This window comes from Asaia sp. As-1742 (genome assembly GCF_011753235.1).
GTDB classification, from domain to species: Bacteria; Pseudomonadota; Alphaproteobacteria; order Acetobacterales; family Acetobacteraceae; genus Asaia; species Asaia bogorensis_B.
In genome coordinates this window covers 97,016-110,921 of the sequence record NZ_VWWA01000008.1, presented here as the reverse complement: position 1 = coordinate 110,921, position 13,906 = coordinate 97,016, and the positions used below count along the sequence as shown (strand labels likewise).

9 protein-coding genes and 1 riboswitch are annotated in these 13,906 nt (G+C 62.2%); of the genes, 5 read left to right on the top strand and 4 right to left on the bottom strand.

All coding sequences use genetic code 11. The features are described 5' to 3' along the window. Window positions 1-43: 43 nt before the first annotated feature. Complete coding sequence (locus F3J08_RS12455; protein ID WP_370458729.1) at window positions 44-682, bottom strand: DNA-3-methyladenine glycosylase; 639 nt, start codon at window positions 680-682, stop codon at window positions 44-46. Window positions 683-896: 214 nt separating this feature from the next. On the opposite strand from F3J08_RS12455, the gene F3J08_RS12450 reads away from it, so the two are divergent. Then, complete coding sequence (locus F3J08_RS12450) at window positions 897-2,018, top strand: energy transducer TonB (RefSeq protein ID WP_166930322.1); 1,122 nt, start codon at window positions 897-899, stop codon at window positions 2,016-2,018. Window positions 2,019-2,025: 7 nt separating this feature from the next. After that, window positions 2,026-2,493 carry a YbaK/EbsC family protein gene (locus F3J08_RS12445; protein ID WP_122038790.1) on the top strand — a complete coding sequence of 156 codons (468 nt, stop codon included), beginning with the start codon at window positions 2,026-2,028 and terminating at the stop codon, window positions 2,491-2,493. Window positions 2,494-2,686: 193 nt separating this feature from the next. On the opposite strand, the gene gcvP is transcribed toward F3J08_RS12445, so the two are convergent. The 3 genes from gcvP to gcvT form a co-directional block, all read right to left on the bottom strand. Further along, window positions 2,687-5,578 (bottom strand): aminomethyl-transferring glycine dehydrogenase, encoded by a 2,892-nt coding sequence (gene gcvP / locus F3J08_RS12440; RefSeq protein WP_370458728.1) that lies wholly within the window; start codon window positions 5,576-5,578, stop codon window positions 2,687-2,689. 140 nt (window positions 5,579-5,718) lie between these two features. Beyond that, window positions 5,719-6,084, bottom strand: a complete 366-nt coding sequence (gene gcvH / locus F3J08_RS12435; protein WP_035443956.1) for a glycine cleavage system protein GcvH — start codon at window positions 6,082-6,084, stop codon at window positions 5,719-5,721. A gap of 27 nt (window positions 6,085-6,111) precedes the next feature. After that, window positions 6,112-7,245: a glycine cleavage system aminomethyltransferase GcvT gene (gcvT, locus tag F3J08_RS12430; RefSeq protein WP_166930320.1), complete on the bottom strand. Its 1,134-nt coding sequence runs from the start codon at window positions 7,243-7,245 to the stop codon at window positions 6,112-6,114. A 116-nt stretch (window positions 7,246-7,361) separates the two neighbouring features. Continuing rightward, a riboswitch (glycine riboswitch) is annotated at window positions 7,362-7,452 on the bottom strand. Between the two features lie 60 nt (window positions 7,453-7,512). Between gcvT and F3J08_RS12425 the strand changes: the two genes are divergently transcribed. From F3J08_RS12425 to F3J08_RS12415, 3 genes are all read left to right on the top strand, one after another. Then, window positions 7,513-7,815, top strand: coding sequence for a putative quinol monooxygenase (locus F3J08_RS12425; RefSeq protein WP_166930318.1), 303 nt, complete (start codon window positions 7,513-7,515; stop codon window positions 7,813-7,815). Window positions 7,816-8,048: 233 nt separating this feature from the next. Continuing rightward, on the top strand, window positions 8,049-11,666 hold the full coding sequence (putA, locus tag F3J08_RS12420) for a bifunctional proline dehydrogenase/L-glutamate gamma-semialdehyde dehydrogenase PutA (RefSeq protein WP_166930316.1): 3,618 nt from the start codon (window positions 8,049-8,051) through the stop codon (window positions 11,664-11,666). Window positions 11,667-11,882: 216 nt separating this feature from the next. Further along, on the top strand, window positions 11,883-13,868 hold the full coding sequence (locus tag F3J08_RS12415; protein ID WP_240149329.1) for a M61 family metallopeptidase: 1,986 nt from the start codon (window positions 11,883-11,885) through the stop codon (window positions 13,866-13,868). The last annotated feature ends 38 nt before the right edge of the window (window positions 13,869-13,906 follow it).

The following is a 13,906-nucleotide window of genomic DNA, read 5'->3' as shown; positions in this document are numbered from 1 at the left end:
TGATTGTTGGCGGGCTCTCCCGCACCAGGCATGGCTGCCTGTTTCATCCGGTCAGGGCGTTCTGGACCGTTTTCCCCTCTTCCGAAAGACGCCACAGATACCACGCAAGGGCGGATCGCCACGGCGCGAAACGTGCGCCCTCTGCACGAAGCTGCGCTGGCTTGGGCGGCGCTTCGAGTTTGCGCAGCTTTTGCCATCCTGCCCTTACCGCGAAATCGTCAACCGGCAGCACATCCTGTCGTCCCAGTGTGAAGATAAGTAACATCTCGACAGTCCAACGCCCGACGCCGCGTAACGTGATCAGCCGGTCAATCAGTGTTTCATCATCCAGCACCGCCGCTTCATCCTTGCCGGGAACAATGCCGTCCAGAGACGCCTGGGCGAGCCCACGCAAGGCTACCAGCTTGGCGGCAGAGAGACCGCACCCCCTGAGGGTCTCTTCAGGCAGGGAGAGCAGAAAGCCGGGCTCGGGCATGTCTCCGCCTGACAGGGCACAGACACGCCCCAGTATGGCCTCTGCCGCACGACCATGAAGCTGCTGGCCGATAATCGCGCGTATCAGGGCCTGATAGGGTGTCTTGCCGTCAGCCCCGCGCAGGCGGCAGGGACCGATGCGGGCCATGACTTCCGCCAGAGCCGGATCCTGCCCGAGACAGGCATAGAGAGCTGGGTCTTCGAGCACCGGTTTTTCCTCTTATGTAACAGGCGAGACTTTCACGCGCTTGGCAAGATCATGGGTCCAATGTCATGATAGCGCCAGATGCCAGATCGTGTCGTGATCCAGGGGAATCTCCCTGCCCGGCCACGTGGTGGCGTGTGTTCTGATTCTTGCAGGTGTTCTTCTGAAACGCACCCGACCCGTCGATCCGGCGCCCCCTTCATCCGGTGCGGCCCCGATGCCGCGCCCGGATAGAAAACGGGCACGAAACGAGCCGTTGCTTTATGCAGCAACGGCAGGGTCGATGCGCGCCCTGCCCCCGATGCGTGGCGCACGCGCTCCCCTGACCCATTATGAGCCGAAAACCGGGCTCGAACCTGATCTCAAACCGGCTGGCGCGTCGCTCATCCGTCCCCAGATTCTGGAAGATCAGGGCGTTGTCACGGTTCTCATTGCCTCGGCCATTGCTCATGCGATCATCCTGGGCCTGCTCGTCTATGAGGGTGCCCGCCATGCGCGAGGCCTGCCGGAGGGAATCGAACAGCCACAGGTCGAGATGATGTTTGCCCCGCCCTCGCGCAGCGGCATGGCGGGGCCGCATGAAGACAAGCCAGGCGGCGAGGAAAAACCAACGCAGAGCCATGATGCGCCCTCGGCTTCCAGCCCTGAGCAGGAGCAGGAGCAACAGCCAGATCAGGCAGAGTCCACACCAACACCGGCCATGCCCACGCCGACACCGCCTGCGGCCCCCCCTGTGCCCGACGGTCCCTCAACCGAGATTCCCAAGACACAGACTGACCGGCCCGTCAGCCCCGGCATTGCCAAATCGGGTACGAAAACGCAGACCCGCGCCCATAGTCATCGCTCCAGCCGACGCCCGACCACGAAACAGTCGGACAATCCGTTTGCAAACATGACGACGCTCGATTTTGGCGAGGCCCCCTCCACCCCGCGCCGCCAGCGTGGACGCCGTGGCGGTTCGGGTGCGCCCATCGACATGTCGCTCGGCCCGCTTTCGACCAATGGCCAGATCAATGCGCCCTTCATGACGCGCAACACGATCAGAGGCGTCAGCGACGATTATGGTAGCGAGATCGATCGCTGGATCCGCGCGCATCTCTATTACCCGGAGGACGCCATCAAGAACGGCGAAGACGGCCCCTCTTCCGTTCATGTCGTGCTCGACCGCACAGGCCGTGTGAAATCAGTGCGCCTTACAGGGCAATCGGGCTCCTACTCGCTCGATGCCGCAACGACAGGCATGTTCCAGGGCGCGCGTCTGCCACCCGTCCCGCCTGATATGAAGGGCGACCATTTCGATATCGACCTCACAATCAACTACATCCTGATCAGACGCTGAGACCCGTATGAGCCTGGACTCCGTTCGCGACGAACTCGCCCGCCTCGCCCCCGATCTGTCAATCATCGATGACGGCCGCAGCACCGCCACCGTTCTCGAAGCGGCCGATGTGCACGGTGTTGTACCCGACCAGATCGCCAAGACCCTCTGCGTGGATGTAGGCGGGCGTATCGTTCTCGTGGTTATGGCAGGTACGGCGCGGCTCGATAACAAGCGCGCCCGCGAGGCTCTGGGCGGCAAGCCCCGCTTTCTGGGGCCCGAAGCTGTGATGGAGGTCACCAGTCACCCGGTGGGCGGTGTCTGCCCCTTTGGCCTGCCTGCACCTCTCCCGGTCTATTGCGATGAATCCTTACGGGCCTTCGAGGAAATCATCCCCGCCGCCGGATCGATCACAGCCTCGGTACGCATGACCCCGCAACGCCTTGTCGAACTGACAGACGGGGTTTGGGTCCATGTGCGGCAGGATGCGAAGTAAGCGTTCTTTTTGAAAAAAGAACCGAAAAACTTCTGATTTTATCAAAGGTAGTACGCGAGAGCGCGGCCGCTCGTCCAGGGGCACCGCCGAATCATCGAATGCCTACGGCCGAAAACTGGAAGAGTCTTTTTGCTTCTTTTCTTCCAGAAATAGAAGACCCCCGCTCCTCAAAGGGAACGAGGGTCAGCGAGAATTACTCCGCAGCTTCGGCGTAGCTGGAAATATCCGGGCAGGAGCAGACCAGATTACGGTCGCCCCAGGCGTTGTCGATACGATTGACCGGCGCGAAATACTTCACGCGGTCCAGTCCGTTGGGGAAGCAGCCCTGCATGCGGTCGTATTCGCGGTCCCACTCACCCACCAGATCGGCAGTGCTATGGGGCGCGTGGCGCAGGGGGCTGGCTTCCATGGCAATGCTGCCGGACTCGATCGCACGGATCTCCTCACGGATAGCGATCATGGCATCGCAGAAGCGATCGAGCTCGGCCTTGCCTTCGGACTCGGTCGGCTCGATCATGAAGGTGCCTGCCACGGGGAAACTGACCGTCGGGGCATGGAAGCCATGGTCGATCAGCCGCTTGGCGATGTCATCCACCGTAACGCCCACAGCGTCCTTCAGGGGACGCAGGTCGATGATGCATTCATGCGCCGTGCGGCCATTGGCGCCACGATAAAGCACAGGGTAGTGCGGCTCGAGGCGTGCTGCGATGTAATTGGCATTCAGGATGGCCATTTCAGTGGCCTCCCGCAGGCCGTCATCGCCCATCATGAGCACATACGCGACCGAGATCGGCAGGATCGAGGCGGAACCGAAAGGGGCAGCCGATACGGCGCGGGCATCGCCACGCTCAGGACGGCCAGGCAGATGCGGGGCGAGATGCGCCTTGACACCGATCGGCCCCATGCCCGGGCCACCGCCGCCATGCGGGATGCAGAAAGTCTTGTGCAGGTTGAAATGCGACACATCGGCGCCGTACAGCCCGGGGCGTGCCAGACCGACCTGCGCATTCATGTTCGCACCGTCCAGATAGACCTGACCGCCAGCCTCGTGCACGAGATCGCAGATCTCCATCACCGCTTCCTCATACACGCCATGGGTCGAGGGATAGGTGAGCATGAGGGCCGCAATGCGCCCTTCGTGCTGCGCGATCTTCTTGCGCAGATCCTCCAGATCGACATTGCCCGCGGCATCGCAGGCGGTCACGACCACGCGCATGCCGACCATCTGGGCGGAAGCCGGGTTCGTGCCGTGCGCCGAGGCCGGGATAAGGCACACATCGCGTTCGCTCTGGCCATTGGCCTGATGATAGGCGCGAATGGCGAGAAGCCCGGCATATTCACCCTGCGCACCGGAATTGGGCTGGAGCGAAACCGCGTCATACCCGCTCACGGCGCAAAGCGCATGTTCGAGGATACCGAACAGCTCAAGATAACCTTCGGTCTGATCGGCAGGCGCAAAGGGATGAAGCGCCCCGAATTCCGGCCAGGTGATGGGGATCATCTCGGCCGTGGCGTTCAGCTTCATGGTGCACGAGCCAAGCGGAATCATGGTGCGATCGAGCGCCAGATCCATGTCGGACAGACGACGCATATAGCGCAGCAGGTCCGTCTCGGAGCGATGCGCGTGGAACACGGCGGCCGTCATGAAGGCCCCGCTGCGCGTCAGCGCTTCCGGGATCGTGGTGGCGCCATCAAGCTTGGCTTCAAGCCCGGCGAGGCGCGCCTCATCGGGGCAGAAGCAGCGCCACAGCGCCTTGATATGGCTCGCCTCGGTGGTTTCATCACACGCAATACCAAGACGCCCCTGACCGGCATCGCGCAGATTGATTCCGGCCTTGCGCGCGCGCTCCAGAACGAGAGCCGCGGATTCACCGGCCTCGACCGTAATGGTGTCGAAGAAAACGCTGGTCTCGACCTTGACGGCCAGTTCGCGCAGGCCTTCAGCCAGAATGGAGGCAAGGCGGTTTACACGATGCGCAATGGCGCGCAGGCCCTCGGGCCCATGATAAACGGCGTACATTGAGGCAATGACCGCCAGAAGCACCTGCGCCGTGCAGATGTTCGAGGTCGCCTTCTCGCGGCGGATATGCTGCTCGCGGGTCTGAAGCGCAAGGCGATAGGCAGAAGCCCCGCGGCTGTCACGCGATACGCCAACCAGACGGCCCGGCATGGTGCGCTTATAGGCGTCACGCACGGCCATGAACCCGGCATGGGGGCCACCGAAGCCCATTGGTACGCCAAAACGCTGCATGGAGCCGATGGCGATATCGGCGCCCAGCTTGCCGGGCGCTTCAAGCATGACAAGGGCCAGCGGGTCGCAGGTAAGGGCCGCAATGGCACCCTTTTCGTGCAGCGAGGCAATCACCGCACGGAAATCACGCACTTCACCCGAGCTGCCCGGATAGGAAAGCAGCGCACCAAAAACGGCGGCAGGATCGAGATCGGTTTCAGGGTTACCGAGCTGAATGGTCCAGCCCAAAGGCTCGGCGCGCGTCCGCAGCACGGCAAGCGTCTGGGGATGCGTGTCGGAATCGACGAAGAATACCGTGCTCTTGGTCTTGGCGTTGCGCTGGGCAAGCGCCATGGCTTCGGCGCAGGCCGTGGCCTCGTCCAGAAGCGAGGCATTGGCGATATCGAGCCCGGTCAGGTCACAGACCAGTGTCTGGAAGTTCAGCAGCGCTTCAAGACGGCCCTGGCTGATTTCAGGTTGATACGGCGTATAGGCCGTGTACCAGGCCGGATTTTCCAGAATGTTGCGCTGGATCACGGGGGGCAGGATCGTGCCGTGATAGCCCTGCCCGATCATGGATTGCATGACCACATTGCGGCTTGCGATCTGCTTGAGCCGCGCCAGCGCCTCGCTCTCGGTCAGCGCGGGGCCGACGCCAGAGGCCTTGCGGTCCAGAATGGCAGACGGCACCGTTTGCTCGATCAGCGCGTCGATGCTTGGCACACCGAGCGTCTTGAGCATGGAAACGACTTCGCCAGGGCGCGGGCCGTTATGGCGTGAGACGAACTGGTCATCTTCATGCGCGGGCCACAGCGATGTATTGGGCGACGTATTGAGCAGGGCGTTACGGGTCACGTCTCGGCAGATCCTCGTCAGGAACGCAAACGAGTCAGGACGGCACGGGCCACCCTGTGCTCGGAAGGAAACATCAGACCGGCCATCCGGATCTGACGGTACAAAAAGAGCCGGACCGGCAAGCCAGCCCGGCGGTCAGATCAGAGCGAAGCCTTGTAGGCATCCGCATCGAGCAGGGATTCGAGCTGGGCAGAGTCGCTCACGCGCAGCTTGAAGATCCAGCCCTCGCCTTCCGGATCGGTACCGACCAGCGTCGGCTCGTCGGAAAGACGGGTATTGAACCCGGCCAGAACACCGCTCACCGGGGCATAGATGTCCGAAGCGGCCTTGACGGATTCGACAACGGCGGCAGGCTCACCCTGCGGCACTTCGGTGCCTTCGTCCTTGGCTTCCACAAAAACCAGCTCGCCGAGTTCGTCGGAAGCATGAGCCGTGATGCCGACCGTGGCGATATCGCCTTCGAGACGGATCCATTCATGGGACGGGGTGTAGTAGGTGGTGCTCATTGATCGCGTTCTCTCAGTTGACGGTTTTCAGCGTTTGAAGCCAGGCGGGACGAAAGGCAGAGCGCGCACCTGAACCGGCACGAACTTGCCACGCAGGGCGCCGTAAAGCGTGGTGCCGAGGCTGGCATGAGCCGTCTCGACATAACCCATCGCCACAGGGGCATTGATGCTGGGGCCAAAAGCACCGGAGGTGACGACACCCACCTTCTGCGTCCCCGCCTCGTCGGCAAAAAGTTCTGTGCCAGCGCGAACGGGCGCACGCCCTTCCGCTGCCAGACCCACGCGCAGGCGGGAAACACCCTCACGTGCCTGCTTCGTGATGATGTCAGCGCCCGGATAGCCCCCTGCACGGGCCCCGCCTTCGCGGCGCGCCTTCTGCATGGCCCAGCCAAGGGCAGCTTCAACGGGTGTGGTGGTTTCATCCAGATCATTGCCGTACAGGCAAAGACCGGACTCGAGACGCAGGCTGTCGCGCGCACCAAGACCGATGGGCAGAACGCGCTCATCTGCCAGAAGCGCACGGGCAATCTGCTCGGCATGCTCGGCCGGGATACCGATCTCATAGCCATCCTCACCCGTGTAACCCGAGCGCGTCAGGGTGCAGGCAACGCCATCGATGTCAGCCTCGATCGCATCCATGAACCGCATCTCAGCGGCTTCGGGGCAGAGATCCTGAAGCACGTTGACAGCCTCGGGGCCCTGAAGCGCCAGCAGGGCGCGGTCATCGAGCTTCTCGATCACCACCCGATCCCCAAGGGCTGCTTCCATCAACGCGGTATCAGCAGCCTTGCAGGAAGCGTTGACCACCACGAACAGCCAGTCGCCCATATTGGCGACCATCAGATCGTCGCGGATACCGCCGGCGTCGTTGGTGAGAAAGCCATAGCGCTGGCGGTTGGCGCCCAGACCTGCCAGATCGACCGGAATCAGGCTCTCAAGCGCGAGGGCGGCATCGTGCAGCGTTCCCTGCTTGGGCGTAATACGCAGCTGTCCCATATGGGAGACATCGAACAGCCCCGCGCTTTTGCGCGTATGAAGGTGCTCTGCCATGAGCCCGGCCGGGTATTGCAGGGGCATGGAATAGCCTGCGAACGGCACCATACGGGCGCCAAGTTCGATATGCAGGTCATTGAGCGGCGTGAAACAGAGCGCGTCGGACAACGGGCGGAATCCCCCAAGGCAGAAAACGAAAAAATCGTCGCCCCTTCTGTCGCCTTTGCCTGAGATCGCTATCCCGTCGGCGGACACCCCACAGGGATGCCTCTCTCCAGAAGTTCCAGCCGATCGCGGTCCTTTTGCCTGAGAGTTTCCGGGGCGGTTGCTCCTTCGGCGCCGGAAAAATTGTCCGGTCTCTCCCGTGAATCGGTGTTTACTCTTCGCAGAATTGGGGCAGAAAAGTCAATTCCGGAAACTGATCGGATTCGTCTCATGACTGAGAGCTTCACAGTAATCGCTGAATTCGCCGCACCGGCCGAAAACTTCGATAAATTCCTCGAAATCTGCCGTTATGACAGCGACCGCTCCCTTGCCGATGAGGAGGGCTGCCTGGCCTTCGATGTGCTCACCCAACAGGACGCTCCCGATATTATTGTCCTGCACGAGGTCTATACAGGGCGCGCTGCCTTCGAGGCGCATCTCAAGACGCCCCATTTCGAGAAATTTGCTGCCGCCCTGCGCGAATTCGGCATCGAAGAGCGCAATGTGCGCCTCTTTACGCATCGTCACCCCTGATATCGCCTGTCTGACACGTCAACGTGACATTCCGGTGAGCCGGATCTGCTCAAGGTCATAAGCCGCTATCTCACCGGACGCGTTTCTGACATCCGGCTACGCGCATGACCGGAACGTAACGCAGCAAGGGTTTTCCTGCCCTTTGGCCTCGCCTAGTCTGCCTGCTTCGTATCCCCGCGTAATGATGCGGGGGGCGTATGATTGACGCGCCCGATTTGCATGACTGAGCCAGCATGACTTTGTTCTCAAGCTTTCTCCCCCGACGCCCGGCCCTGTCGCCCTCGCGGGAGGCTATTGCCCATGCTGCGCGTCGCCCCGAGGCGGAAGCCTTTGCCGCGCTGCTCACGCGGGCCACCTTGCCGGAAAACCTGACCGAGCGGGCGGAGACACAGGCTCGCACTCTCACGACCCATTGGCGCGCTCATGCCGAGACAAACGGCATCGAGACCATGATGCAGGCGTTCCCCCTTGCCTCTCCCGAAGGCAAGGCATTGCTCTGTCTCGCGGGTACCCTGCTTCGCATCCCCGACCCAGCCACGCGTGATGCGCTGATACGCGACCAGATCGGTCAGGGTGACTGGCATCATCATGGCGGTGATGAGCCTCCCCTGTTCCTGAATGCGGCAAGCTGGGCCATGTCGACCTCATCGAAGCTCCACGCCGCCCCGGGCGGTTTGCGCGGCCTTGCGATGCGCAGCGGAGCGCCTTTCATCCGCCATGGCGTCGAGAAGGCCATACGCATGATGGGCAGCCAGTTCATTCTGGCAGAGACCATCGGGCAGGCCCTGCGACGCCATCGTCCAGCAGAGCAAAAGGGCTTCAGCCTGGCCTGTGCATCCCTGCATGGCAGCGCCCAGACGGCAGAAGAAGCCGACCGTGCACGCCATGACGCATTGGCGATGGTGGAGACCCTCGGCCGGCATGGCAGGGGGCAGACCCTGTATGAGCGCCCTGCCCTATCGCTCCGGCTGTCCTCACTGCATCCCCGGTTCGAGACCACCCAGCGCGACCGCGTCATGAACGAGGTCCTCCCTGTTCTGGTGATGCTGGCCCAGCGTGCCATGGCAGCCAATGTGATCCTGCAATTTGATGCCGAGACAGGAGACAAACTCGAGCTGTGCCTCGATCTGTTCGATGCACTCTGTCACGCCCCTGAAATTGCAGGCTGGAACGGTCTTGGCTTTACCGTACAGGCCTATGACAAGCGATCCCTGCCCCTCATCGAGCATCTGGTGGCGCTCGCCAGCGAGACCCGTCGGCGTGTGGTACTGCGCCTGGTCAAGGGCAGTTATCGTGATGAGGAAATCCGGCACAGCCAGGCCAGGGCAAACGCCGACTACACTGTCTTTACCCGCAAATGCCATAGTGACGTCAGCTATATCGCCTGCGCCCGTCGTGCTCTGGAAGAAGAGGCTGCGCTTTACCCGCAATTCGCGACCCATAATGCCCGCAGTATAGCGACCATTCTCGCCATCGCGCCCGAATGGCGGCCGGGGCTTTACGAATTCGGCTGCCTGCATGGCATGGGGGAAACGCTCTATACCCCTCTGGTCTCGACACGTCCGCGCAGCGCTACCTGTCGTATTCTGTCACCCGTCGGACCCGACTCACATCTTGGCCCTTATCTGGTGCATCGCCTGCTCGAAAATGGCGCGCCTACCTCCTTCATCAATCAGGTCGCCAACCGGGCCGTCTCTCTTGATGCACTCATTGCCGATCCCGTGACGCTGGCACGCGCACCGCTGCCCCACGGCTCACCGGACCCATCGCTCAGCCTGCCTGCCGATCTCTACGGGGCAGAACGACAGGGGGCCATCGCGCCGGATCTCGACAACCCGCTCGATCTGGAAAACCTGATCGCAGGATTTACCGCGACACCGCGTGTTTTCAGGGCCATGCCCATCGGTCCGGCCATGCCAAGGCCCGAAGGGCGCGCGCGCTCGATCACCAATCCGGCGGCGCATGACGATCATGTTGGTGTCGTCATCTATGCCAGACCGCGCGATATCGACGCCGCCCTCAATACCGCCGAGGGTGAGCAGATATGGCGTCGCACCACCGCACAGGAGCGCGCGGCCTGTCTCGATCGTGTCGCCGTGGCCATCGAGCAGGATCGCGCGACGCTGCTCGAACTTCTGATTCGCGAGGCAGGAAAGACACTCGCCAATGCCACGCAGGAACTCTGCGAGGCCGTGAATTTCCTGCGCTACTATGCGGCGCAACTGCGCCAGCTGGATGAAACAGGGCGGCACGGCGCACCGCTTGGCACGATACTGTGCATCAGCCCGTGGAATTTCCCTGTTGCCAGTTTTACCGGTCAGGTTGCCGTCGCCCTGGCTGGGGGCAATGCCGTCATTGCCAAGCCTGCGGAAGAAACACCGCTTGTCGCAGCCCATCTGCTCTCGCTTTTCATGGAAGCGGGCCTGCCGCCAGCGGCCCTCCAGCTCCTGCCAGGCGAGGGCAATGTCGGCGCTTCGCTGGTGGCCGACCCCCGTATCGACGGCGTCATGTTCACTGGCTCGACCGCTGTGGCCAAGACCATCAGTCGCGAGTTGCTGGGACGCACCGGGCGAACCGGCCAGCCTGTGCCCCTCCTGTCCGATACCAGCGGGCAGAATGCGATGCTCGTCGATAGCAGCGTACCGCTCGATCAGGTCATTCCCGACATCATGACCTCCGCCTTTGACAGTGCCGGTCAGCGCAGCGCCTCCCTGCGCGTCCTTCTGGTGCAGGAAGACGGCGCAGATGAACTCATCGAACGTCTGCGTGGTGCCATTATCGAACGTCACCTCGGCGCACCGGACAGGCTGTGCTGCGATATCGGCCCGCTGATTTCAGCCGGGGCGCGTGTTCGGGTGGAAGCCCATGTCGATCGGATGCGCCGCGCCGGTTATCCCGTCTGGCAGCCCGACATGCGCGTCGAGACATTGAAGGGCCATTTCGTCCCTCCCACACTTATCGAGATTGGCCGCGTTGCCGATATCGGGCAGGAAGTGTTCGGCCCGGTTCTGCATATCCGGCGCTATGCGCGACACGAGCTCGACGGCGTCATCGATGCACTCAATGCCACAGGCTATGCCCTGACCTTTGGTGTGCAGAGCCGTATCCAGGAGAGTATCAACCGTGCCTGCGCCCGCAGCCGCGCTGGCAATATCTATGTCAATCGCGGCATTATCGGCGCACGAATCGGTACTGAACCTTTCGGCGGGCGCGGGCTTTCCGGCTCGGGCCCCAAGTTGGGTGGTCCCCTGCTCCTTCCGCGCCTGATGCATGGCGCGCCCTGCCCGCTCGAAGCGCCGCCCGAGGCGCCTGTCCCCGCCACGGCGCGCGCCTTTCTCGCCTTTCTCGAACCCCGGGACCCGCCTTCGGCCCGCCGGGTAAGAGCCGTGATCGCACACAGATTATGCGGCCTCACCCTCGATATGCCCGGCCCAAATGGGGAAACCAGCCGCTATATGCTGCGGCCCAAGGGCGTCATTCTCTGTGCCTGCGAAAGCTGGCCTGCCCTGCTGCACGCCGTAGGGCTTGCGCTTGGCGCAGGGAATCAGGTGCTGGTTCTGGCACCCGATAACGCGGTGGAGTGGCTGAGGCAGGTTTCTCGCCAGCTGGCCAATGTCATCACGCGCGTCGATCCCGGTGCGCTGCCGGAATGTGACGCCATGCTCATCCAGCGTGGTGCAGAGAGTGCCGAACAGGCCGCCCTGACCGTTACGGCACGCGAGGGCATGGTGGTCCCGGTCTATGATCTGGATACGGTCCGCCCGGAGTGGTTGCTGAGTGAAACCGTGATCACAACCAACGAGGCCGCCTGCGGTGGTGATATCACGCTGCTGACACAACAGGATTCCTGAACGGTGGTGTCCTGAAAATTACGGAAATCCTGCCGGTCCTGTGGCCTGATTTGCCAGCTCGGCATGTCTGGCAGACGAAGGAGCAGGAAGCTGGAACAACACAGGATTTTTCGAGGAAGGATCATATCGAACCCGGAATATGGGTTGTCAGCCGCGCGCGTTTGCACTTTGGTGATGAACACACATGATTGATCGACATCTCGTGGAGTATCACGCTTGACCATTCGCCTTTTTCGCGCGGGCACATTTCTGGCTGCCCTCGTTCTCGGCACGCATGCCGTGCCTGCTTTCGCGGCCCCGGCCAGTGCCTCCGCACAGGGCCAGCCGCAGCCGGAAGCCACACCGCTGCCTTCGCCCCTGCCGCAACCCAAGGACATTGCCTTTCCCGGCACGCTCAAGCTGAGCGTCAATGCCACGGATCTGGATCATCATGTCATGACCATGCATGAGACCGTGCCCGTGCCGCAGAGTGCCCGCGAAGCCGGTGAACTCGTACTGCTCTATCCCAAATGGGTACCGGGCGGTCATGCGCCGGAAGGCACGATCATGCAGCTTGGTGGCCTGGTCGCGAGCGCCGGTGGCAAGACCATTCCCTGGCTGCGCGACCCGGTGGATGTGTTTGCCTTCCACGTGCCCGTCACCAAGGACCAGACCCAGCTCGACCTCGACTTCAAGCTCCTTTCGCCGGTGACGGATGATGAAGGGCGCGTGGTCATGACGCCCCATATCGTCAATGTGCAGTGGAACGAGGTCTCGCTTTATCCGGCAGGCTACTACTCGCGTAACATCCCTGTTCAGGCCAGCGTGACCCTGCCGCATGGCTGGCAGGCTGCAACGGCGCTGCGCACAAATGGCAACGCAACCGGCGATACCCTCAATTATGGCGTGGTGCCGTATAACACGCTGGTCGATTCACCGATCTTCGCCGGGGCCTATTTCCGCAAGGTTGCGCTCAATGCACCGGGCGGCGTGCCCGTCACACTGAACATGGTGGCCGACAAGCCGGGCGATCTGGCCTATGACGATGCCGAATTGCAGATCCATCGCAATCTGGTCACGCAGGCCATTCTGACTTTCGGCTCGCAGCACTACGCCCATTACGACTTCCTGATGGCGCTGACGGACGAGCTCGGCGGGATCGGGCTCGAGCATCACCAGTCGAGCGAAGACAGCGTGAGCGAGGATTACTTCACGGACTGGAAACACTCCTTCCCGCAGCGCGACCTGCTGGCCCATGAATATACCCATTCATGGAACGGCAAGTATCGCCGCCCGGCCGATCTGTACGGCCCGACCTTCAACTCGCCCCAGCGCGGCTCGCTGCTGTGGGTGTATGAGGGTCAGACCCAGTTCTGGGGCAATGTCCTCGCGGCCCGTTCCGGACTGGTGTCGAAGGATCAGGGTTTTGAGGCGCTCGCCCTGATGGCGGCCAGCTACGACGCCCAGGCCGGACGGACATGGCGCCCGGTGGCCGATACCACCAATGACCCGATCATCGCCCAGCGTGCCCCCCAGTCCTGGCGCGACTACCAGCGCTCGGAAGATTACTATGTCGAAGGTCAGCTCGTCTGGCTCGATGCCGACATGATGATCCGCAAGCTTTCGCATGACACGAAATCGCTCGACGATTTCGCCAAGGCGTTCTTTGGCACCAATAACGGCAGCATCATCGTCAGCACCTACACCTTCGATGATGTAGTCCTGACCCTGAACAAGGTCGTGCCCTATGACTGGGCGAAGTTCCTGCATGAGCGCATCAGCACCGTGCAAAAGCGCGCGCCTCTGGGTGGGCTCGAAGCCGGTGGATACAAGCTGGTCTTTACCGACAAGGAAAACGCGTTCGAGGCGCAGGCTGGCAAGAACCGCCATCGCCTCAGCCTGCGTTTCTCGCTGGGTGTGATCATCAGCGCCAAGAACGGCAAGCTCGGCACGGTCGCCTGGGACAGCCCCGCCTACAAGGCTGGTCTGGCCATTCATGACGAGATCGTGGCCGTCAATGGCGATACGTTCTCACCCGAAGGCCTGATCGATGCCATCAAGGCCGCGAAGACCGACAAGGCGCCCATTACGCTTCTGGTCAAGTCGGACGAGCATTACCGCACCGTGGCCATTCCCTACCATGACGGCCTGCGCTACCCGCATCTTGAGCGTGTGGACAATACCCCAGACCGCCTGACGACGCTCTATTCGCCGCGTCACTGAGCCGGCATCGCAAAAGAGAATATTCAGGGGGGCGTTAC

Coding starts and splice junctions, on each gene's coding strand:
- F3J08_RS12445 (WP_122038790.1), top strand. CDS start 2,026: ATGAGCCTGGACTCCGTTCGCGACGAACTCGCCCGCCTCGCCCCCGAT.
- putA (WP_166930316.1), top strand. CDS start 8,049: ATGACTTTGTTCTCAAGCTTTCTCCCCCGACGCCCGGCCCTGTCGCCC.
- F3J08_RS12450 (WP_166930322.1), top strand. CDS start 897: ATGCCGCGCCCGGATAGAAAACGGGCACGAAACGAGCCGTTGCTTTAT.
- gcvH (WP_035443956.1), bottom strand. CDS start 6,084: ATGAGCACCACCTACTACACCCCGTCCCATGAATGGATCCGTCTCGAA.
- F3J08_RS12425 (WP_166930318.1), top strand. CDS start 7,513: ATGACTGAGAGCTTCACAGTAATCGCTGAATTCGCCGCACCGGCCGAA.